Genomic DNA, 22,250 nt, shown 5'->3' with positions numbered 1-22,250 from the left:
CCTTGCCGTATTTTGCATAAGTCGCGTTCAGGCGGATGTTTCATAGCCCTGCTGCGCGGTCCAGCCACCGGGATGCAGAACAAACTCACGCATTTCCGTCGGTGCGAAGGTCGTGTCCTCGCCCTCGACCGCGTATCGGTGCACGCTGACTTTGTTGCCGTCGATACCGATGAGGTTGAAATCGTTCGGCTCCCCACGCACCCGCGTCGAAAGACCTGTTCCCGCATGTATCTGAAGAATCGCGTTCCGTCCCGTCCGCTCCGCAAAGGTGGTGGCACGCCAGGTGTGCAGATGACCTGACAGGATGATGTCGGCATTGCAGTCGGACAGCTCGTCGATGGCGCGTTCGGCCCCGCGCATCAACTTCTTCTTCTGACCGGGCAAATGCTCCATCGGGTGGTGTGCGACGACCAGACGCGCACGCCTCCCCCGTGTTTCCTGAAAGGCCCCGCAGACCCGCGCAATGGCACGGCGGGAGAACCAACCACGCTGCCAGCTCAACGGATCGACCGTATTGACCCCGACGACGATCATTTCCTCATCCTCGACGAAGGGTTCAAGTTCCTTCGAAATCAACTTCCGGTAATTGCGCCACGGCATGAACAGCCGCATGAACAGATTGTGAAGGGGCACATCGTGATTGCCCGGAACAACCATCACCGGCGGCGTCAGGCGCGCGATGAAATCCTTTGCCTCCCGGAACTGCGCGGGGCGTGCGCGTTGGGTCAGATCGCCTGAGATCGCCACCAGGTCGGGCGAGAGGTCATTAATCGCCTCGATCAGAGGGTCCAGCAATTCAGGACGATCACGTCCGAAATGCAGATCCGAGAGGTGGACCAGCCTTCTCACCGTACCCCCTCCTTGCGCGCATTCGGCACGGTGACGCACAATTCGCGCGGGTGCACCTGCAACTCGAACGGGATTTTCATCCGCGTCCGCTCCCCGTCGCAGGCGACCATGCGTGCGCCGCGCCGCGTTTCGATCCGAATATGATCGGCGGCCATGATTTCGAAATTCCGATCCTCTGTGGCATTGCCCGCGATCAATGCCAGAGCATGGCGCAGCATTCCCAATCGCCCCGAATTCGGCGCGATGAACAGGACCAGCTTGCCCTGCGCGACCTCCTCACGCCCGGCCAGTCCGATCTGTTCCAGTTGGAACGCGTTGTTAACGGCAAAAACCAGCGGAGTGGTCACATCCCGCGTTTCGCCCTGCGTAACGATCTGCAATTTCAAGGGACGGCGCAGCATGACCAGCGTCTTGAAGACCGACCAATAGGCCGCAACACGGCTGCGCCCCCAGCGCGCATAGATCTCCTCGCGGTTCTTGAGAATCTCCGGGTAGGCCCCGAGACTGGAATTGTTGAGAAAGACCCGGTCATTGATGGTCGCGATCGGAACGTGCCTCTCGCTGCCTGCGACGATAACATCAACCGCGTCCTCGACCTCCACCGGAATGTCGAGCGATCGTGCGAAGTAATTGAATGTGCCGAGCGGTATGATCCCCATTGTGCGCCCGGAATTTCGCACCACCGACGCGACAGCACAAATCGTGCCGTCCCCACCGGCGGCCACAATCGTCGAGAACCCCTCATCAACGGCCCGCTGCGCCGTATCGGTAATGTCCGCGCCCGACTTCACGATGTCGAGCCGGTACGACACATCCGCCCGGCCAAATGCCGCCGCGATCCGGTCGGGTATCTGCGAGGTGTCCTTCTTGCCCGACCCGGAATTCATCACGATGCAGATGTTCCTGCGCCCCGTTAGCGGCGTCGCTTCAGTTCCCTTCGGAGTCGTGCCGGAATCATGCATCGGTTGCGCCCGTTTCGGCGAATATGCGTAGAACGATCTGCATGATGACTCCATATTGAACGAAGAGGTTACGCCTTCGCATGATGGATAAACAACCACACGATGAGCGAAGTTCCATTGTGACCGCATTTGCATGCCATGTGGTGACACAATCGAAAACTTGCCCCACTTCGACCGCTTCACTAGCATCTGAGCAGCGTTCCCAAAAAGTGAGGGCTGGTATGCGATGGGCTTTGATCGGAGCGAGCAGAATCGCTTCGAACCACATGATTGATGCGATCAGAGGCCAGCCGGACGCGCAGATCGTGTCCGTGCTGAGCGCGGACCCGCAAAGGGCGGAATCCTACGCCGCCACGCACGGGATTCCCCATCATTTCGCCGATCTCGACACCTTGCTTGCGCAATCCGATTGCGATGCCGTCTACATCTCGACCACGAACGAGAAACACCACCCGCAGGCAATGAAGGCAATCGCCGCAGGCAAACATGTCCTGTGCGAAAAACCCCTGGCGACCTCCACCACCGATGCTGTCGAGATGGTCACGCAGGCCGCGAAGCGGCGCGTTGTTTTCGGCACCAACCACCATCTGCGCAATGGCGGCGCCCATATAACCATGCGCGACCTGATCGCGACGGGCCGCATCGGCAAGGTGTTGAGCGTTCGCGTCTATCATGCCGTCAGCCTGCCGGAACAGCTTCGTGGCTGGCGGATAAACGATGCCTCTGCCGGCGGTGGCGTCATTCCGGACATTACCGTGCACAATGTCGATACGGTCAGGTTCCTGCTGGGTGAGGACCCGGTGGATGTGATCGCGAAATCCACGACATCCGGTCTGGGAGAAGGCGTCGAGGACAGCGTCATGTCCGTATGGACCATGGCATCGGGGACGATGGTGCAAAGCCATGAGAGCTTCACCCACAGTTTCGCCCGCACCGGCATCGAGATTCACGGAACCGATGGCTCGATCTACGCGCAGAATATCATGCGGCAAGAGCCCGGCGGGTCGGTCACCTTGATTGATATGCGGGGTGAACATGAGATCCCGTTCGACACGCACAATATGTACCACCGCGCCCTGCACAGGTTCACCGAGGCCACGCTGGGACGCGGCGCGCCGTCGGCCGATGGTATTGACGGCATTAAATCGCTGGCGCTGGCGCTGGCAGTGCGTGAGGCTGCGCAAACGGGCCGGACCCGGACCGTCGATTATTCAGGCGTGCCGCAATAGGCGGCAAAATCCTCCCAATTCCGCCTCAAATGCATGGACGGCTTCGCGGGAATCGCGTTTGGTGGCGATAGGCATTCCGGGCAAGGCCGTGAAATCGGTCGTATCGGATCCGAGGAATTCCTCGAGGTGAAATCGCTGGTGATGCGCATCGGTCGCACACGGGCACCTTGGGTGAAGGCGGGGCCACGCTGACTTTGGCCACAAATAACGCAAACGGGAGGAAACCATGCGTCGTTTAACAAAGACTTTCACAGCGGTCGCGGCTCTGGCGATCGCGGGAACCGCGCAGGCCGAGGATGTCGAGGTTCTGCACTGGTGGACCGCCGGCGGCGAAGCGGCCGCGCTCAACGTGCTCAAGGAAGGGCTGGCCGAAGATGACATCGGCTGGCAGGACATGCCCGTCGCGGGCGGCGGCGGAACCCAGGCGATGACCGTGCTGCGCGCGCGCGTCACTTCGGGCAACGCACCGACCGCTGTCCAGATGCTCGGCTTCGACATCACGGATTGGGCCAAGGAAGGCGCGCTGGCCAACCTCAACAGCATCGCGGAGGAGCAGGGCTGGAACGATGTGATTCCCGCCGCGCTTCAGCAATTCTCGGTCTATGAGGGGGAGTGGGTCGCGGTTCCGGTGAACGTGCACTCCACGAACTGGGTCTGGGCGGACAAGTCCATCCTGGATGAGCTGGGCATCGCGCAACCGACCACCTGGGACGAATTCCTCGCCGCACTTCAGACCGCGAAGGACGCGGGCTATACCGCGCTGGCCCATGGTGGTCAGGCGTGGCAGGACGCGACGATCTTCGAGGCTGTCGCGATGGCAACCGGTGGTCCCGATTTCTATCGCTCCGCGTTCATTGAACTGGATGAGGAAGCTCTGGGGTCGGACACCATGAAGGAGGTCTTCGATCGCATGGGCACGCTGCGCGGTTTCGTGGACGACAACTTCTCGGGCCGTGACTGGAACCTTGCCACCGCGATGCTCATCAACGACGAGGCTGTCTTTCAGCTGATGGGTGACTGGGCGAAGGGTGAGTTCCTCAATGCCGGTCAGGTGCCGGGTGAGGATTTCCTCTGCTTCCGCTTCCCCGGAACGCAGGATCAGGTGATGTACAACTCCGACCAGTTCGCGCTGTTCAATCAGGGTGATGAGGTCTCCACCGCGCAATCCGCCCTGGCCGAGGCGATCCTCAGCCCCGAGTTCCAGATCGCCTTCAACAAGGTGAAGGGTTCGGTTCCCGCGCGGACCGATCTGGATGCGTCCGAATTGGATGCCTGCGGTCAGCAGGGCTATGACGAGTACATCGCAGCGGGAGAGAGCGACAACCTGCTCGGCTCCTTCGCGCATGGCTACGGCAACCCGGCATCCGTCAAGAACGCGATGTACGACGTGATCACGGCGCATTTCAACGGTGAGTACGACAGCGAGACAGCAGTCGAAGAGCTCGTCACCGCGGTTCAGATCAACATGTGATCCGCGATACGGGGGGGCGGTGCGCCGCCCCTCGGCGACTATCAAGGAGCCACGATATGTCACATGCCGATACGTCGCGCAGGTCCAGATCCGTCGATTGGCTGCGCGATGCCTTGCCCAAACTCGTTCTCAGCCCGTCGATCGTTCTGGTCGCGATCTTCGTCTACGGCTTCATCGCGTTCACGGTTTACCTGTCGTTCACCGACAGTCGCATCCTGCCGTCCTTTGGCTGGGTCGGCTGGCAGAACTACACGAACCTGTTTCGGATACGCGCCTGGGACACGGCCGTCACGAACCTCGCGATCTTCGGCGTGTTGTACATTTCGATCTGTTGTCTGCTGGGGCTGCTTCTGGCGATCCTGCTGGATCAGAAAATCCGGGCGGAGGGGTTCATACGTACCGTCTACCTCTACCCCATGGCGCTGTCCTTCATCGTGACCGGCATCGCCTGGAAATGGTTCCTCGATCCCGGCATCGGGCTGGAGGCCGTGGTACAGGGATGGGGGTGGGAGAGCTTCCGCTTCGACTGGATCAAGGACAGCGACATGGCGATCTATACCATCGTCATCGCCGCCGTCTGGCAGACCTCGGGATTTGTCATGGCGATGTTTCTGGCGGGCCTGCGCGGCATCGACGGTGAGATGCTCAAGGCCGCCCAGATCGACGGCGCGTCAACCTTCGCGCTGTACCGCCGAATCGTGATCCCGCAACTGCGCCCCGCCTTCATGTCGGCCTTCGTCGTATTGGCGCACATGGCAATCAAGTCCTACGATCTGGTCATCGCGCTGACCAATGGCGGCCCCGGCACGGCGACCGAAGTGCCCGCGACGTTCATGTATTCGTACACCTTCACACGGAATCAGATGGGCATCGGTGCGTCCTCTGCCGTCATCATGCTGATGACCATAGCGGCGATCATCGTGCCATATCTCTGGTCCGAACTGCGGGAGAAAAAGTGATGGCCACCGCTCCGACATCCGAGGTAATCACACCTGCCGTCGGCACCCCTGCCCCGCCGGGACGATCCGCCCTGCGCACCCATCTGCCGCGCGTCGTGCTCTACATCATTCTGGCGCTGTTCTGCATCTATTACCTGCTGCCGCTTTACGTGATGGTGGTGAACTCGCTGAAACCCCTGTCCGAGATTACATCGGGCGGAATGATGTCACTGCCTTCGGACTGGACGATCGAGCCATGGGGTAGGGCCTGGTCCACGGCACAGGTCGGGGTGGAGGCGACGGGCCTGCGGCCCTATTTCCTCAACTCGCTGATGATGGTGGTGCCTGCGGTGGCGATCACCACGATCCTGGGCGCGCTGAACGGGTATGTCCTGACCAAGTGGAGCTTTCGCGGATCGACGCTCATCTTCGGCCTGCTGCTGTTCGGATGCTTCATTCCGTTCCAGATGGTGCTGATCCCGATGGCGCGGATGCTGGGGCTGATGGGGTTGGCTGGATCGGTTTCGGGCCTGATCTTCGTGCATCTGGTCTACGGGATAGGGTTCTCGACTCTGTATTTCCGTAACTATTACGCCGCCTTCCCCACAGAACTGGTACGTGCGGCGCAGATCGACGGGGCGGGCTTCTTCACGATCTTCCGTCGGATTCTGTTGCCATCCTCAGGTCCCATCTCGGTGGTCTGCATCATCTGGCTGTTCACGAATATCTGGAACGACTTCCTGTTCGGGGCTTCATTCTCGGATTTCGACAGCCAGCCGATGACCGTCGCGCTGAATAACCTCGTGCAATCCTCGACCGGGGTGAAGGAATACAACGTTCACTTTGCAGGCGCGATCATGGCCGCGCTGCCCACTCTTCTCGTCTACATCGTCGCGGGTCGCTATTTCGTCCGCGGTCTGATGGCCGGCTCCGTGAAAGGCTGATCCAATGGGTTTTCTCGACATCAAAAACGCGACCAAATCCTACGGCGCGGTCAAGGTTCTGTACGAGACCGACATTTCGGTCGAGGAGGGTGAGTTTCTGGTTCTGGTCGGGCCGTCCGGCTGTGGCAAATCCACGCTGCTCAACATGATCGCGGGGCTGGAGGACGTCACCTCGGGCGATATCGCGATCAAGGGGCGCAGCATGATCGGCGTCAAACCGGCAGAGCGCAACATCGCGATGGTGTTTCAGAGCTACGCTCTCTACCCCAACATGACCGTGCGCGGCAACATCAGCTTCGGCATGGAGATGCACGGCATCGCCAAGCCCGAGCGTGAGCGCAAGATTGGCGAGGTGGCGGAACTGCTGCAAATCCAGCCCCTGCTCGACCGCAAGCCCGGCCAGCTTTCTGGCGGTCAGCGGCAGCGTGTGGCAATGGGCCGTGCCCTGACCCGCGACCCGGACGTGTTCCTGTTCGACGAACCGCTGTCGAACCTGGACGCGAAACTGCGCGTGGACATGCGGACCGAGATCAAGAAGCTGCATCAGAAGCTGGGCACCACCATCGTCTACGTCACGCACGATCAGATCGAGGCGCTGACCCTCTCGACCCGCATCGCGGTGATGTATGGCGGCTATGTTCAGCAGCTCGGCACGCCGAAGGAAGTTTACGACAATCCTGCCAACATGTTCGTGGCCGGTTTCATGGGGTCGCCCTCCATGAACCTGTTCCCGGCGCGAGTGACCAACCATGATGGTACGATCGCCGCCGAGGTCCGGCTGAGCGATGGCACGCAGGCACGGCTTCCGTTCGCATCCGGCACGATGGCCGCGCATGAGGGCCGGGAGATCGTTCTGGGCATCCGCCCGGAGGCCATCACCGATCGTGATGGCGCCGACCGGAATTCCAGCGCGATCCATATCGTCGAGGCGCCGGTGGAGCTGACCGAACCGGCCGGATCCGACACCTTTGTCGCGACCAATATGGGCGGCAAGGACATCACCGCACGGTTCCGCGCCGACGTTCAGGTCAAGGCGGGCGACCGCTTCCCCTTCGCGATCAACATGGAAAAGGCCGTCGCCTTCGATCCGAAAACCGAAGCCCGCATCGCCTGATATGGTATGGCACAAATATGGGGTCGAGGACTGGCCGGGGCGATCTGCGGTCTGTGATTGCCCCGGAAACGAATCTGACGCCCGGATTGTGTTCGTGGGTCGGGGCCTATCGCCCGCTCACATGTCCAATGCTTCGCGATAGAGTTGCAGAACAGCTTCTTCCTCGCTGATTTCCTGCGGGTCTTTCGCGCGAAGGGCGATCAGCTTGCGCAGCGCCTTTACGTCGTAACCACGTCCCTTCGCCTCGGCCATGATTTCCTTCTGCTGATCCGCGACGACCTTCTTTTCTTCGTTCAACCGCTCCATCCTTTCCACGAATGAGCGCAGTTCCCCAACCGTAATCCGGTACTGGGAGGCGGGGCTGTTGTCGTCATCGGTCACGTCCATAATCGGTCCTCGCAATCTATCAGGGGAAACGCGCGGACCATACGCACGCGGCGGCCCTTCGTCCAGCGCACTTGCGCCATTCGGGCGAAGGCCTTACGCCCGGGCGCAACGTCGAATAGCGAGGGACATCCCATGACCATCCTGATCATCATCGGTGCCGTAACCGCCGCTTTGGGCCTGGCGGGTCTGGGATATTGCATCCGCGAGGCCGTGCGCATCCGCAAGGGCGGCATCCCCGCCGAACAATCCGCTGCGAAGCTTCGCGCGCTGGTCGCCGTGAACATGGCCGCCGTAGGCGTCGCATTCATCGGATTGGGCATGGTTGTGGCCGGTCTGCTGCTTTGATTCCGGTGTGATCTAGTTGAGCATGGTCGCGATCCAGCGGATCATCTGCTCTGAAATCGGATCGGTCTGTGACGGTGACATGATATCGCCCGCGATGACATGCGCGTCGGGGTCGTCACCTTCGTTCAGACCGGGATTGATGATCTGGACCGGTGCCCCCCATGCCTCCGCGATTTCGCGGGTGACGGAATGGTCGACGACCTGATCCTCGTCCGAGAAGATGAACAGCGCGGGAACCTCCGTCTCCTCATAGGGCAACAGGCCCGTCGCCTGTACCGATGCGGCCATCGGCAACAGTGCAAGGGTCGAATAGCGTGTCGTCCAGAACGCCTCGTGATCCGCATTGGCAACCTCGACGGTCCGTTCCGTGCCGGCGAGACGGGGCACCCAGTATCGTGCCAGTGGCAATGTCAGCACGCTTTCCCCGGCACTGGCGATCCTGAAATTGGGGGACACCAGGATCAGACCGGCGACATCCTGCTGGATGCGCGTGTCGAACAGACCCAAGGTTGCAATCGTGCCGCCGGTCGAGGTGCCCATGACGATCACCCGCTCACCCAGACGGGCACCGATGGCCACGGCCTGCGCGTAATCGTCGATCCAGCGCGGAACCGACCCGTCGAGCATGGCCTCCGCCCCCCGGCCGTGCCCTGCAAGGCGCGTGTAGTAGAGGTTGGCGCCCAGTGCCTCCGCCACATTGTCGGGAACGGGGCGGATCTCTTCGGAGGTGGCTGAAAACCCGTGGATGTAGACGATCGAATAGGTCGTGCGCGCACCGGCATCTCCCGCCCAGACGATCCTCTTTTGCGTGCCCGGAACGATGTCGTCGTATTCGGCCTCCTCTGCGGCCAAATACAGGTCGAGGTCTTCGCCCAGCCTGTCCTGCGCGAATGTAAGTGGACCTGTCACCGGCTCCCTCGGGGCGAACAGCAGCAGCCCCGTGATCGACAATGCCAGCACGATGAAGATTGCGGCGAAGATACGCATGTCTGTCCCCTTGGTTTCTTTTGACGCGGAGCCTAGACAGGCCACATCAGCAATCAAAGCCGATTGTTGAATATCACCGCGTCATGCGGTTGTTTTGGGGGACCGTATGTCAACTATTCTGATTACCGGCGCAAGCCGTGGTATCGGCGCGCAAATGGCGATTCAGGCGGCGGCGCGTGGCGACGATGTGATTGCCACCATGCGCGAGCCTGCTACCGCCGATCTGCCCGACAGGATCGAGCGTCACAGGCTCGACGTGAAATCCGAGGCGGGCCAGTTGCAGCTTGCAATGGAGCTGGGGAACCGCCCCATCGACCTGCTGATCTGCAATGCAGGGGTCTTTCAGGGCCGGGGTGGCATCGACGATTCCAGTCTGGATTTCGCCGCGTGGGAAAATACGCTGATGACGAATGTGGCCGGGGTGTTTTTCACCATCCGCACGTTTCTGCCGAACCTGCGCGCCGCCGAGGCCGGCAAGATCGCCGTCATCTCCTCGCAAATGGCATCGAGCCAACAGGCGTCAGGCCAGCATTATGCCTATCGCGCGTCCAAGGCGGCGGCCTCCAATCTGGTATTTAACCTTGCCGCCGATCTGAAACCCGAAGGCATCGCGATCGGCGCATGGCATCCGGGCTGGGTCCAGACGGACATGGGGGGCGCGTCGGCAGCTGTCACCGCCCAGGACAGCGCCGCCGGCCTGCTGTCGGAATTCAACGCCCTGACGATGGCGCGGACCGGCTGTTTCCGCACCTGGGACGGCAAGGATCTGCCCGCCTAGGCGATTTCCGCCACAGTCCGCTCGATCAATGCGAGGCATTCCGGTGTGCTGAACCGGTGATCCGCGCCCTTGACGAAGGTCAGGCGCAGATCCTCGCAGGTCGCGTGTTCCATCAGCTTCAGCGGGCGGGACATATCCACGTCCACATCAGCCGTGCCATGCAGCAACCGCACTGGAAACGGCAAGGGCAGCGGATCACGCAACACCAGATGGGTGCGCCCATCCTCGATCAATCGGCGTGTGATGACATAGGGGCCGTCATCATACTCGCTTGGCAATTCCACCCTGCCCGCCTGGATCAAAGCCTCTCGCTGCGCCTCATCGAAACCCGCCCACATCGAATCTTCGGTAAAATCGGGCGCGGCTGCGATGCCGACGAAACCCGCGATGCGTTCCGGCATGTTTCTGGCCACCAGCAGCGATATCCAACCGCCCATGGAGGAGCCGACCAGCACCTGCGGCCCTTGGGTGAGTGCGGTGATCGCATCGGTTGCGTCCCGTGCCCAGTCACCGATGCAGCCAAGTTCGAAATCGCCGGAGCTGTCGCCGTGCCCGGTATAGTCGAATCGCAGGAACGCGCGGCCCTGCGACTTCGCGAACGCCTCCAGCGCGACGGCCTTGTTTCCCCCCATGTCGGAGCGGAATCCGCCCAGAAACACGATACCGGGCTTGTCCGCCCCCGCGCCCTCGGCCATTGTGAGATGATAGGCGATATTGCGCCGCTCATCCGGTGCGAATACCTCGAAGGACGCCATGACAACTTCCGATCAGATGATTGATTTGGGCCCCGATACTGCCCGCCCGTTGACCGTACTGCAACTGGTTCCGACGCTGGAATCGGGCGGGGTGGAGCGCGGCGCCATCGAAATCGTCAAGGCTCTCAGCGCGGCGGGTCATCGCGCGCTCGTCGTCAGCGCCGGTGGGCGGATGGAGCCACAATTGCGCCGCGCGGGGGGGGAGTTCATCAGGATGGATATCGGATCAAAGAATCCCCTGACGATCTGGCAGAACGCCCGCGCCCTGCAGCACATCATCGAGGAACAGGGCGTTGATATCGTTCACGCTCGCTCCCGCGCGCCGGCCTGGGCCGGGTGGAGGGCGGCAAAGGCGACGGGAACGCGCTTCGTTACGACGTATCACGGCGTTTATAACGAGGGCGATCTGCCTTTCAAACGCTGGTACAACTCGGTCATGGCACGTGGCAATCCGGTCATCGCCGTGTCCGGGCATGTCGCGCAGGTCGTGCAGCAGCGCCACGGCATCGACGCATCGCGGATCGTGACCATCCCCCGCGGTGCCGACATCCACAGCTTCGCTGAGGAGGCCGTGACCAGTGAGCGGACAGTAAGTCTCGCCCAGGCGTGGGGAGTCATCGACGATGCCCGCCCTATCGTGATGCTGCCCGGTCGTCTGACGCGGTGGAAGGGGGCGGAGGATCTGATCGCCGCCGCCGCCCTGCTGAAACAGCGCGATGCCGGGTTCGACATGCAGATCGTTCTGGTCGGTGACGACGCCGGGTCCGGCTATCGTGGCACGCTGGAGCATGCCGTGCGCAATGCCGATCTGGCGGGTGCCGTGCGGATGGTCGGACATTGCGCCGACATGGAGGCCGCCTACAAGCTGGCCGCCGTCGTCGTCAGCGCCAGCCGTGAACCTGAGGCCTTCGGTCGTGTCGCGGTCGAGGCGCAGGCCATGGGCCGCCCCGTCATCGCCACTGCCCATGGCGGGTCACTGGAAACGGTGGAGGACGGCGTCACCGGCTGGCTTTATCCCCCCGGCGACGTCGAGGCGCTGGCCGATGCCGTGCAAGCCGCCCTGTCACTGGACGACAGCGCGCGCGCCCATATGGGCCTCGCCGCCCGCGCCCGCATCCGCTCCCGCTTCACGGTGGAGATGATGCAGCAGGCCACATTGGCGGTCTATGAGGGGGGCTGATGGCTGGACGTGCTTGGGTTGCGGATGAGGTTGAACAGGCGCTTTTGCTTTACCTGCAAACCCCGTTCGGACGGATACACACCAGAAACCCCGAGATCGTCGCGCTCGCCGCGCATCTCGACCGAACGGCAGGCTCCGTCGCGTTGAAAATGGCAAACCTCGCCGCCATCGATGATACGGTCGAACAAAGAGGAATGGGAAATACCTCGAAACTGGACCGTGCTATCTGGGCGAAGTTTTTGCATATGCCCGAAAGCCTTCTGAACCGCGATGCAACCCACACAGGGATGCAGTATGACTATCCAGTCAGCGACCATAGACAGCCGGGCTTCGCCTACGATCCACGGCCTGCGGATGGTACGGACGTACCGGTCAGCGCCACGCGGCGTAGAGGTCAGGACTTTTTTCGCAAGATGCTCTCCGTTTCATATGACGGCAAGTGCGCCCTGACGGGATTGGCCGAACAGAAATTGCTGGTCGCGAGCCATATCGTCGGTTGGTCGGAGGATATATCCCGACGCATGGATCCCAAGAACGGAATCTTGCTCAACGCGCTGCATGATCGGGCATTCGACCGGCATCTCATATCGTTCGACGACGACTGCGCATTGATGGTGTCCCAGCGGATCGGGCCCGCAGATCGGGCGGCGCTGATGCGTGACGGTGACAAGTTGAATATGCCATCGCGTTTCATGCCAGACCCAGAGCTGCTGGCCCGCCACAGAGCGGGTTTTCTCGAACTACAGGGGTGATTGGCTTGACCCCCTAAGCCACCTCCTTCATACCTCCCGGACACATACCTGCAACCGGGCGCACTCGTAGGCGCCGAACCGAGGAGGCCCCCTGATGGCCCAGATCACGATCACCCTGCCCGATGGCGCACAGCGCGAATATGAGGCGGGCATCACCGGGGGCGAAGTCGCTGCCGACATCTCGAAATCGCTGGGCAAGCAGGCAATCGCGTGCACCGTGGACGGCCAGTTCCGTGACCTGAGCCGGCCGATCGACGCCGATGCCTCCCTCGCGATCCATACCATGAAGGACGAGGCGCAGGCGCTCGAACTGATCCGTCACGACGCGGCGCACATCATGGCCCGTGCGGTGCAGGAAATCTGGCCCGATGTGAAGGTCACCATCGGACCTGTCATCGCGAACGGCTGGTACTACGATTTTGACCGCGACGAACCCTTCACCCCCGAGGACCTCGACGCGATCGAGAAGAAGATGCGCGACATCATCGCGCTTCGCGATCCGGTCCGTACTGAAACGTGGGAACGCGACCGCGCCATCGCGCATTACGAGGCCGCGGACGAGCCGTTCAAGGTCGAACTGATTCACGCCATTCCCGAAGGCGAGGATCTGCGGATGTACTGGCATGGCGACTGGCAGGATCTGTGCCGGGGCCCGCATCTGGTCCATACCGGCCAGGTTCCCGCCGATGCCTTCAAGCTGACTCGCGTTTCCGGGGCCTACTGGCGTGGCGATGCGAAGAACAAGCAGTTGCAGCGCATCTATGGCGTCGCCTTCCGCACGCGGCAGGAGCTGAAGGCCCATCTGCAACAGGTCGAGGAGGCCGCGAAACGCGACCACCGGCGTCTGGCCAGGGAAATGGACCTGTTCCACTTTCAGGAGGAAGCGCCCGGCATGGTATTCTGGCACCCCAACGGCTGGACGGTTTACCGCGCACTGGAAGACTACATGCGCCGCCGGCAGACCGAGGATGGCTACAAGGAAATCCGCACACCGCAGATCGTGGATCGCAAGCTGTGGGAGGCCTCCGGCCACTGGGACAAATATCGTGAGAACATGTTCATCACCGAGATAGATGAGGAACATGCGAATGAGAAACGGGTCAACGCGCTCAAGCCGATGAACTGCCCCTGCCACGTGCAGATCTACAATCAGGGTCTGAAATCCTATCGCGACCTGCCGCTGCGACTGGCCGAATTCGGCTCGTGCCACCGCTACGAGGCCTCGGGCGCGATGCACGGGCTGATGCGCGTGCGCGGTTTCGTTCAGGACGACGCGCACATCTTCTGCACCGAGGAGCAGATCGAGGCGGAATGCGCCAAGTTCATCCAGTTGCTTAGCCGGGTTTACAAGGATCTGGGCTTCGATGATTTCCGGATCATGTTCTCCACCCGACCGGAAAAGCGTATCGGCACCGATGCGGAATGGGATCTGACCGAGGGCGCGCTGGAGGCTGCGATCAAGTCCATAGGCATGGACTACGAGGTCGATCCCGGCGAGGGCGCGTTCTATGGCCCGAAGCTCGACTTCAAGCTGACCGATGCAATCGGGCGCGAATGGCAATGCGGCACGTTCCAGGTGGACAGCCAGTTGCCCGACCGTCTGGGCGCGGAATATGTGGGGGAGGACAGCGACAAGCACCGCCCCTTCATGCTGCACCGTGCCGTTCTCGGCTCCTTCGAGCGGTTCATCGGCATCCTGATTGAAAACTACGCAGGCAAGCTGCCCTTCTGGCTGGCCCCGCGTCAGGTCGTGGTTGCGTCGATCGTGTCGGATGCGGACGAGTTCGTGACGGAAACCGTCGAGATGCTGCGCAAGCAGGGCATTCGCGCCGAGGCGGACATTCGCAACGAGAAGATCAACTACAAGGTCCGTGAGCATTCGCTGGGCAAGGTGCCGGTCATCCTCGCCGTCGGGCGGCAGGAGGTCGAGAACGGCACTGTCTCCATGCGTCGTCTGGGTGAGAAACAATCGGCCGTCCTGTCGCGCGACGACGCGATCACCTCCTTGGCGACCGAGGCGTTGGCCCCTGATCTGGCCCCCGAGCTGGCCACGTCCTGACAACAGTGGGATCGCGGGGCGGAAGCGCCGCGATCCATCGTCCGCTATGCTGAATAGGCTTCGGTCAACACGATCACCGTTCCGATCTGACCGGCGAGATACGTGAACCAGATCGCGCCGCCGCTCAACTTGCGCAGCGCCGCGTCCTTCTCAAGCAGGAATATTTCGACGCCCAGCAGCAATGAGGACAGGAAGAACAATGTCGTCGTATAGCTGATGAGGATGTATTCGCCGCCGACCAGTTGCCCCACGGAAAACTGGAAAAACACGACACCTGAATGCAAGAGAGCCAGCAGCCAAAGTGCCTCGAACGCCCTCCAGCACAATGCGATTGTCACAAACGCACAAAACCCGGCGAGCATGACCGCCGGTCCCGCCTCGACAAGTGGTCTGTCGATCAGAGGTGCGTATTCGATCAGATACAACACATGAAACGAAAAAAAGGCTGTGCGACTCACAGTCATCCACTTCAGATCGCCCCGACTTCCCGCAAAATCTCCTATGGCCGCAAAGCCCAACGCGATGACGACCAGACTTGGCGCGCCGATCAGGATCGCCCAGACGATGAGCGAGATGATCGCCGTCGTCTTGGTCAAGGTACGGCTCCAGCTCGGCTGTCTCCACGATTTGAAAAGACCGTAATCCAGGCCGGCACCGATCGCGATTATGACGAACAGCAGCTCCATCTCATCCTCGCCTATCCTGCCCCCCCGATCATCATCAGGATAAGCCCACTATAGTAAAGCATCCATACAATAGGGCCCGAAATGCGAAGAAATCTATAACGATCGTTAAAAAAAACCAGCTCGAAGCCGATTAATATCAAGGAAAGCAAGTAAAGGATCACTCCCAGGATTAGTTCCGGCCTGCCCGGAGAGGCCCCCAATCCCAGCGTCAACATGATAATCGAGGTTACGGCAAACGGCACCATCATCGACTTGCGCGATCCCAGCCGGGGCCAGATAAGAACAAAACCCCCGCCGAAAATGCCCAAAATGCCGACCACCGCCACCAGCGGTGCCTCGATCCCTATCCAGAGCACCTGAGCAAACCAGAAGCAGACCAGCACCTGCATACCGACCGTGGCAGCTATCGCAAACCCGAAGGATCGTTCGCTGCGCAAACTCTTCATGTAGTCGCCAATCACCGCGAAAATCAGCGCCCCGACATATAGCAGCGATACGCCGCCGGCCCATGCGGCGACGACCAGCGCCCCGGTGGCCACCGTCTTGCTCAAGGCTCTTTGTATCGTCACCGCGCGCAGTTGGTAGTAAACCACATATAGCAGTGAGCTGACGACGGAGATTGCGAGCGCCGCGTCAGCGAGGGGCGTGTATTCGAACATATGTACTTTATGCGTCCTGCCGCGTAACTACGCTACATATGAACAGTGAAACGCCGCAAAAAACAGCAGCAGTGACGTGTAGTAGAACAGCCAGATCGCATGTCGCCCCAGCTTCACCTCCAACGAATACGGTTGCAGGACAAAGAATTCCAGCGACATGAAAATCTGCGACAACACGTAGAACAACATTCCGACAACCGCGAACTGACCATAGGTCGTTGAGCCGAGCGCCAGATATGTCGCCACCAGGGTTCCCACCGAATAGCAGACGATGATCAGGCGCATACGATCCAGCGCGCTCCAGATCAGCATGAAATATCCGATCCATATGCCCGAAAGGCCCAATACGGCGATGAGGGGCGCATCAACTCCCGTCCAGGCGGAAAACAGGCTCAGACACAGGAAAATCTGGGACAGCAGGGCTGTCGCCATGGCGGCAAAAAACCCATATTCGTCCTCGCGGGCCAGAAACGCGTCCGCGACCGCTGCCGTGGCAAAGAAGAAGATCAATGCGACCGGTCCAGCCCCGAAGATGGTGCCGAGCGCCAAGGCCCCTGCTGATGTCGTCTTGACCAATGTGCGCGTGCGTGACGGTGGCGATAGCCGGTATTTCACCAGATATGCCAGCGCGCACAGCACGGAAATTGCGATCAAAGCGATTTGAAAGATACCCTGTGCCCCCGACAAGCCTGACAGAGGCCACATACACTATTGACCAAATGCCCATCAGGCTCCACTTAAGTTCTCTGTTGCCCAGTTTTGCGTATGCGCGTCAAGCCTGCGCGCTTGGGTCGAAAATGTTATATACGAACTGTCACCACAGAAGGACGAGAAGACCATAGCCAGAAGACCGCACAATGCGCCCCCAACCCGCGACACGGGTCCCCGTGTCAATGATCGTATTCGCTCGAACGAGATTCGCCTGATCGGCGCCGACGGCGAACAGGTCGGTGTCGTTACCCCTCGCCGTGGAATCGAGCTTGCTGAGGAAGCAGGACTCGACCTGGTCGAGATCTCACCGAATGCCGAACCGCCTGTTTGCAAGATCATGGATTTCGGCAAGTTCAAATATGAACAGCAAAAGCGTGAATCCGAGGCCCGCAAAAAGCAGAAGACGATCGAGGTGAAGGAGGTGAAATTCCGACCCAACACCGACACCCACGATTACGACGTCAAGATGCGCAATGTGATGAAGTTCCTCGAAGGTGGGGACAAGGTCAAGGTCACGCTCCGGTTCCGGGGTCGCGAAATGGCGCACCAGGATCTGGGCCGTATCCTTCTCAATCGTGTTGCCGACGATGTCGAAGGCACTGGAAAGATCGACAACATGCCCCGCGTCGAAGGTCGGCAGATGGTCATGATGATCTCACCCGTGAAAAACTGACATCCTGCCCCGCATGATGACGATTTGTGAAAGGCGGTGCATATGCGCCGCCTTTCTTGTTACTGGCATGGATGATGAGGGAGCAGCAGCATGACACCTCGTGAACGTCTGACGGATATAGGGCACTATCTGTCCAATGGCGTATTGCGCGTACTGGGCGCAGTGCTGCGCATCCTGCCCTATTCCCGACGGCTTCGCGTGGGATCATGGATCGGGCGCAACCTGATGATGCGGCTGCCCACGGCACGACAGCGTGTTCAGGCCAACCTAAACCTCATATTCCCGGATATGAGCGATGCTGATCGCAACCGCCTTTTTCAGGGCGTGGGCGACAATTTCGGACGCGTCATGGTTGAGGAAATGATGATGGCGGACGTGATCGCAGACCCCTCGCGATTTCGCGCGACCGGTGCCGGGCTGGAGGCGTTGATATCCGCTCAGACCGAGGGGCGGGGCGCGATCCTTGTCTCCGCTCACTATGGCAACTGGGAGGGCGCGCGCGCCTCGGCGCTCGGCCATGGTTTGCAGATTGCTGGCGTTTACCGCACGCATAACAATCCCTATTACAACGCTGATTTCGTCGCTGCGCTCAGGACACTGGGGCCCGATGCGTTTTCAAAGGGGCGGCAGGGCACACGCGAACTGGTCCGGCATCTGCGCTCAGGTGGCGTGGCGGAGATCCTCGTCGATCAGAAACAGACCGGTGCCCCCCTGATCGAATTCCTGGGCCAGCCTGCGGAAACCACCCTGACAGCAGCGAAACTAGCGCTGAGCATGGACATTCCGCTAATCCCGGTCATCAGCTTTCGCGCCGATGATGGTGAAAGTTTCGACAGCGTTTTCGCGGAGCCCGTTCCTCATACCGATCAAGAGACCATGATGCGGGCCGTCAATGACCAACTGAGCACTTGGATTGCGCAAAAGCCGGAACAGTGGTTCTGGTTTCACCGGCGCTGGCGGTGACGATCACCGCTCCATTCGGGCCGCCGCGAAAATCGGACCTACCGTGTTTTCTTGGACCAAAACGGCAACCCCTTTGCCCATGGTGGGCACAGGTGCGGTAAGTTCCATCCGCTCACCGTTCCAGGTTCCCAGGCGCATCCAGCCGGTCACCACATTCACGTAAGTCAGCGTCTGACCAATGTTTTCGCCGCTCGGGATTTGCTGGACCTGCGGCACGTCGTAATTGACCATGTGAACGATACCGCTCAAGCCCGGGCGCAATGGAATAATCGTCACGCGCAACCGGCCTGCCTCCTGCTGCAATTCGACCCGGGCAGCCGCGGGGGCAGCTTTTGCAAGCGCTATCGCCTCCAGAACCGCCGCCCGCCTGTGACCGACCTCAGACGTGACACCCTGCACGATCATCTGGGGGGTAAATACGGATCGCACGTTCTGATAGCCGGCATATCCGCGCTGACGCGCCGTCATTTCGGGCGAGGCGAACGGATCGCTCCACCCCAGATAGTCCCAATAGTCCACATGCAGCGACAGGGCGATCACATCGTCCCGATCCGCCAGATCCGCCAGAAAGGCATCCGCCGGCGGGCAGGACGAACATCCCTGCGCCGTGAACAGCTCCACCACGACCGGATTGGTTTGCGCACGCGCACCGCCAGCCAGGGCGAATACCATCGTGGCGATCAATGCAGCCTTGCGTAGAAACATTTGGTGACCTCTCGCCCGGGAATTCTCACTCATAGCTAGATGCCGCATTCTGCAGGGTCCAATCAAGTGTTCGGGAGTGCATAGTATCCGATACTTGTGGGGGACGTCGTGGCCGACATGCAGACATGAATAGGGACGCCGCAGCGCCCCTTTCGCATTCTATCCTGTCTGGATCAGGCGACGGCCAGGTTGCGCAGCACGTAGTGCAGAACGCCGCCATTCTCGACATACTCAATTTCGACCTCGGTATCGATCCGGCACTTCAGCATGATTTCCTTCACCGTACCGTCCCCATAGGTGATGGTCGCGGGAACCTGCGACAGCGGTTTCAGATCGCCCTCCAACCCGGTGATGGAGACGGTTTCGTCGCCTTTCAGGCCCAGCGTCTTGCGCGTGTCGCCGCCGGTAAATTCAAACGGGATCACGCCCATTCCCACCAGGTTCGAGCGGTGGATACGCTCGAAATTCTCAGCGATCACAGCCTTGACGCCCAGCAGGTTGGTGCCCTTGGCCGCCCAGTCGCGGGAGGACCCGGCACCGTATTGCTCACCACCGAAGATCACCAGCGGGGTCCCCTGCTCCTGATACTCCATCGCGGCATCGAAGATCGAGGTCTGCTCCCCCTTGGGCGACAGCGTATAGCCGCCCTCGACGCCATCCAGCATCTCGTTGCGGATGCGGATGTTGGCGAAGGTGCCACGCATCATCACCTCGTGGTTGCCGCGACGCGAGCCGTAGGAGTTGAACTCCCGCACCGGCACCTGACGCTCGACCAGATACTGACCGGCAGGTGTCGTCTCCTTGAACGAACCGGCGGGGGAGATGTGGTCAGTCGTGACCATATCGCCCAGAATGGCCAGGATCTTTGCGTCCTTGATGTCCGAGATCGTGCCCGCTTCCTTCGCCATGTCGCGGAAGTAGGGCGGGTTTTGGACGTAGGTGGACTGCGCCGGCCAGTTATAGGTTTCACTGTCGGTGGTCTCAACAGCCTGCCACTTTTCATCGCCCTTGAAGACGTCGGCATATTTGGACTGGAACGCCTCACGGGTCACGGTCGCCTCGACCAGCTCCGCGATTTCGGATTGCGAGGGCCAGATATCCTTGAGGTAGACATCGTTGCCGTTCTTGTCCTTGCCCAGGCTGGCGGTGGTGATGTCCACGTTCATGTCACCGACCAGCGCATAGGCCACGACCAGCGGCGGCGAGGCGAGGTAGTTGGCGCGAACGTCGGGGCTGATGCGTCCTTCGAAGTTGCGGTTGCCCGACAGGACGGACACGCCGATCAGATCGGCGTCGTTGATGCACTTCGAGATTTCTGGCTCCAGCGGACCGGAGTTGCCGATGCAGGTCGTGCAGCCATACCCGACCAGGTTGAAACCGATCGCATCGAGGTCTTCCTGAAGGTTCGCGGCCTCCAGATAGGCGGACACGACCTGCGATCCGGGGGCGAGCGATGTTTTCACCCACGGTTTTCGGTTCAGGCCCAGTTCACGCGCCTTGCGCGCCACCAGCCCCGCGCCAATCATGACGTAAGGGTTGGATGTGTTGGTGCACGACGTGATGGATGCAATGACGATGGAGCCGTCATGCATCTGATATCCATGCTCGTCCGTTCTGACGTAGCCACGGTTGTGGTGGCCCTCATCACCGGGGATGTCCTGCGGCTCGGGCTGGCCGCCCTCACCCTCCCAGCGGATCTCCGCCTTGTCGTGGATATCGGGGCGCTGGCCCTTGACGTAGGCTCCGAACTCCGATGCCGCCTTGGTCAGGGGGATGTGGTCCTGCGGCCGCTTCGGACCGGAGATTGCGGGAACCACAGTGCTCATGTCCAGTTCCAGGGTGTCGGTATAAACCGGCTCATAGCCCGGATCGCGCCACATGCCGTTCGCCTTGGCATAGGCCTCGACCAGTTCGATGGTCGCCTCGTCCCGGCCCGTCTGGGTCAGATAGCGGATGGTTTCCGCGTCAATGGGGAAGAATCCGCAAGTGGCGCCATATTCCGGCGCCATATTGCCGATGGTCGCGCGATCGGCCAGCGGCACGTTGTCCAGACCGTCGCCGTAGAATTCGACGAACTTGGAGACCACGCCCTTGGCGCGCAGCAGTTCCACGACCTTGAGCACCAGATCGGTCGCTGTGGTCCCCTCGGGCATGGCACCGGTCAGCTTGAAACCGATGACCTCGGGGATCAGCATCGAAATCGGCTGACCCAGCATCGCGGCCTCCGCCTCGATCCCGCCGACGCCCCAGCCCAGAACAGCCGCGCCGTTGACCATGGTGGTGTGACTGTCGGTGCCGACCAGCGTGTCGGGATAGGCCACAACCTCACCATTCTGATCCTTGTCGGACCAGACCGTCTTGGCCAGATATTCCAGGTTCACCTGGTGGCAGATGCCGGTGCCCGGCGGCACGACGCGGAAGTTGTCGAACGCCTTTTGTCCCCATTTCAGGAACTGATACCGCTCCATGTTCCGCTCATACTCACGATCAACGTTCATCTGGAACGCACGCGGATTGCCGAACTCATCGATCATGACGGAGTGGTCGATGACCAGATCGACAGGGTTGAGCGGGTTGATCTTCTGCGCGTCGCCGCCCAGCGCCACGATCCCGTCGCGCATCGCGGCAAGGTCCACGACCGCCGGAACGCCGGTGAAATCCTGCATCAGCACGCGCGCGGGGCGGTAGGCGATCTCACGCGGGTTCTTGCCGCCCATCTTCGCCCAGTCGGCGAACGCCTTGATGTCATCGGTCGAGACGGTCTTGCCGTCCTCGAAGCGCAGCATGTTCTCAAGCACCACCTTCAGAACCGACGGAAGGCGCGAGAAATCGCCGAGACCGGCTTCCTCAGCTGCGGGAATGGAATAGTAGGCGAAGGATGTGCCGCCGGATTTGAGCGTCCGGCGCGTGTTGTTGCTGTCCTGACCGACTGTAATGGGCATGGGAACCTCTTCCTTGCTGGTTTGACGGGAACGGTTGTCGCACCGCTTTCACGTCCTGATCTAGCACGGAACGGCATGTCTGCCAGCAGGGGTTCCGCGCGCTCGCCGCCCTATTGCCCCAGTTCGCCTTGCGGTGCAAGAAGATTGTGTGCAATTGCATA

Annotated in this window: 22 protein-coding genes; 12 read left to right on the top strand and 10 right to left on the bottom strand. The window is 60.8% G+C overall.

Going from position 1 to position 22,250, the window contains the following annotated elements; genetic code table 11:
* Positions 1-27: 27 nt before the first annotated feature.
* Together G8E03_RS08490 and G8E03_RS08485 are read right to left on the bottom strand one after the other, a co-directional pair.
* A complete protein-coding gene (locus G8E03_RS08490) occupies positions 28-849 on the bottom strand; it encodes a metallophosphoesterase family protein (RefSeq protein WP_166190656.1) in 822 nt (273 codons plus the stop codon).
* Complete coding sequence (locus tag G8E03_RS08485; RefSeq protein WP_166190654.1) at positions 846-1,811, bottom strand: diacylglycerol/lipid kinase family protein; 966 nt, start codon at positions 1,809-1,811, stop codon at positions 846-848. Before G8E03_RS08485 ends, G8E03_RS08490 begins: the two co-directional genes overlap by 4 nt.
* Before the next feature lie 266 nt (positions 1,812-2,077).
* Here G8E03_RS08485 and G8E03_RS08480 point away from each other — a divergent pair, with 266 nt between their 5' ends.
* The 5 genes from G8E03_RS08480 (at position 2,078) to G8E03_RS08460 (ending at position 7,507) form a co-directional block, all read left to right on the top strand.
* The gene (locus tag G8E03_RS08480) at positions 2,078-3,040 is read left to right on the top strand and encodes a Gfo/Idh/MocA family protein (RefSeq protein ID WP_240910312.1); all 963 of its coding nucleotides are present in this window, start codon (positions 2,078-2,080) and stop codon (positions 3,038-3,040) included.
* Between the two features lie 226 nt (positions 3,041-3,266).
* Complete coding sequence (locus G8E03_RS08475; RefSeq protein ID WP_166190650.1) at positions 3,267-4,511, top strand: ABC transporter substrate-binding protein; 1,245 nt, start codon at positions 3,267-3,269, stop codon at positions 4,509-4,511.
* A gap of 56 nt (positions 4,512-4,567) precedes the next feature.
* Positions 4,568-5,470 (top strand): carbohydrate ABC transporter permease, encoded by a 903-nt coding sequence (locus tag G8E03_RS08470; RefSeq protein ID WP_166190648.1) that lies wholly within the window; start codon positions 4,568-4,570, stop codon positions 5,468-5,470.
* A complete protein-coding gene (locus G8E03_RS08465) occupies positions 5,470-6,393 on the top strand; it encodes a carbohydrate ABC transporter permease (protein WP_240910311.1) in 924 nt (307 codons plus the stop codon). The genes G8E03_RS08470 and G8E03_RS08465 overlap by 1 nt, the downstream gene beginning before the upstream one ends.
* A gap of 4 nt (positions 6,394-6,397) precedes the next feature.
* On the top strand, positions 6,398-7,507 hold the full coding sequence (locus G8E03_RS08460; RefSeq protein WP_166190646.1) for an ABC transporter ATP-binding protein: 1,110 nt from the start codon (positions 6,398-6,400) through the stop codon (positions 7,505-7,507).
* Between the two features lie 117 nt (positions 7,508-7,624).
* Here G8E03_RS08460 and G8E03_RS08455 read toward each other — a convergent pair whose 3' ends face one another.
* Positions 7,625-7,894 carry a DUF2312 domain-containing protein gene (locus tag G8E03_RS08455; protein WP_166190644.1) on the bottom strand — a complete coding sequence of 90 codons (270 nt, stop codon included), beginning with the start codon at positions 7,892-7,894 and terminating at the stop codon, positions 7,625-7,627.
* Between the two features lie 132 nt (positions 7,895-8,026).
* On the opposite strand from G8E03_RS08455, the gene G8E03_RS08450 reads away from it, so the two are divergent.
* A complete protein-coding gene (locus G8E03_RS08450; RefSeq protein WP_166190642.1) occupies positions 8,027-8,239 on the top strand; it encodes a hypothetical protein in 213 nt (70 codons plus the stop codon).
* Positions 8,240-8,251: 12 nt separating this feature from the next.
* On the opposite strand, the gene G8E03_RS08445 is transcribed toward G8E03_RS08450, so the two are convergent.
* Positions 8,252-9,226, bottom strand: a complete 975-nt coding sequence (locus G8E03_RS08445) for an alpha/beta hydrolase (RefSeq protein WP_166190640.1) — start codon at positions 9,224-9,226, stop codon at positions 8,252-8,254.
* 106 nt (positions 9,227-9,332) lie between these two features.
* Between G8E03_RS08445 and G8E03_RS08440 the strand changes: the two genes are divergently transcribed.
* Positions 9,333-10,004 (top strand): SDR family oxidoreductase, encoded by a 672-nt coding sequence (locus G8E03_RS08440; protein ID WP_166190638.1) that lies wholly within the window; start codon positions 9,333-9,335, stop codon positions 10,002-10,004.
* Here G8E03_RS08440 and G8E03_RS08435 read toward each other — a convergent pair.
* Complete coding sequence (locus tag G8E03_RS08435) at positions 10,001-10,759, bottom strand: alpha/beta hydrolase (protein ID WP_166190636.1); 759 nt, start codon at positions 10,757-10,759, stop codon at positions 10,001-10,003. The two genes, G8E03_RS08440 and G8E03_RS08435, sit on opposite strands and share 4 nt — an antisense overlap.
* On the opposite strand from G8E03_RS08435, the gene G8E03_RS08430 reads away from it, so the two are divergent.
* From G8E03_RS08430 to thrS, 3 genes are all read left to right on the top strand, one after another.
* Positions 10,758-11,939 (top strand): glycosyltransferase family 4 protein, encoded by a 1,182-nt coding sequence (locus G8E03_RS08430; protein WP_205793037.1) that lies wholly within the window; start codon positions 10,758-10,760, stop codon positions 11,937-11,939. The genes G8E03_RS08435 and G8E03_RS08430 overlap by 2 nt on opposite strands.
* Positions 11,939-12,691, top strand: a complete 753-nt coding sequence (locus tag G8E03_RS08425; protein WP_166190634.1) for an HNH endonuclease — start codon at positions 11,939-11,941, stop codon at positions 12,689-12,691. The genes G8E03_RS08430 and G8E03_RS08425 overlap by 1 nt, the downstream gene beginning before the upstream one ends.
* A gap of 94 nt (positions 12,692-12,785) precedes the next feature.
* A complete protein-coding gene (gene thrS / locus G8E03_RS08420) occupies positions 12,786-14,750 on the top strand; it encodes a threonine--tRNA ligase (protein WP_166190632.1) in 1,965 nt (654 codons plus the stop codon).
* Between the two features lie 44 nt (positions 14,751-14,794).
* On the opposite strand, the gene G8E03_RS08415 is transcribed toward thrS, so the two are convergent.
* From G8E03_RS08415 to G8E03_RS08405, 3 genes are read right to left on the bottom strand one after another with little or no spacing between them, the layout of a single operon-like run.
* Positions 14,795-15,436 carry a lysoplasmalogenase gene (locus G8E03_RS08415; RefSeq protein ID WP_166190630.1) on the bottom strand — a complete coding sequence of 214 codons (642 nt, stop codon included), beginning with the start codon at positions 15,434-15,436 and terminating at the stop codon, positions 14,795-14,797.
* A gap of 11 nt (positions 15,437-15,447) precedes the next feature.
* The gene (locus G8E03_RS08410) at positions 15,448-16,095 is read right to left on the bottom strand and encodes a lysoplasmalogenase family protein (RefSeq protein ID WP_166190628.1); all 648 of its coding nucleotides are present in this window, start codon (positions 16,093-16,095) and stop codon (positions 15,448-15,450) included.
* Between the two features lie 27 nt (positions 16,096-16,122).
* Positions 16,123-16,749: a lysoplasmalogenase family protein gene (locus G8E03_RS08405; RefSeq protein ID WP_166190626.1), complete on the bottom strand. Its 627-nt coding sequence runs from the start codon at positions 16,747-16,749 to the stop codon at positions 16,123-16,125.
* A 124-nt stretch (positions 16,750-16,873) separates the two neighbouring features.
* Here G8E03_RS08405 and infC point away from each other — a divergent pair, with 124 nt between their 5' ends.
* Together infC and G8E03_RS08395 are read left to right on the top strand one after the other, a co-directional pair.
* Entirely contained in the window at positions 16,874-17,479 is a 606-nt protein-coding gene (gene infC, locus G8E03_RS08400) for a translation initiation factor IF-3 (RefSeq protein ID WP_430693243.1), read from the top strand.
* A 90-nt stretch (positions 17,480-17,569) separates the two neighbouring features.
* The gene (locus G8E03_RS08395; protein WP_166190624.1) at positions 17,570-18,442 is read left to right on the top strand and encodes a lysophospholipid acyltransferase family protein; all 873 of its coding nucleotides are present in this window, start codon (positions 17,570-17,572) and stop codon (positions 18,440-18,442) included.
* Positions 18,443-18,445: 3 nt separating this feature from the next.
* Here the strand turns inward: G8E03_RS08395 and G8E03_RS08390 are convergent, their stop codons facing one another.
* On the bottom strand, positions 18,446-19,147 hold the full coding sequence (locus G8E03_RS08390; protein WP_166190622.1) for a DUF1223 domain-containing protein: 702 nt from the start codon (positions 19,145-19,147) through the stop codon (positions 18,446-18,448).
* A gap of 173 nt (positions 19,148-19,320) precedes the next feature.
* The gene (acnA, locus tag G8E03_RS08385) at positions 19,321-22,089 is read right to left on the bottom strand and encodes an aconitate hydratase AcnA (RefSeq protein ID WP_166190620.1); all 2,769 of its coding nucleotides are present in this window, start codon (positions 22,087-22,089) and stop codon (positions 19,321-19,323) included.
* Positions 22,090-22,250 lie beyond the last annotated feature (161 nt).

Origin of the sequence: Pontivivens nitratireducens, assembly GCF_011290545.1 — a bacterium.
GTDB lineage: Bacteria > Pseudomonadota > Alphaproteobacteria > Rhodobacterales > Rhodobacteraceae > Pontivivens > Pontivivens nitratireducens.
The sequence above is the reverse complement of the archived record's forward strand: the minus strand, read 5'-3'. Positions and strand labels throughout refer to the sequence as shown.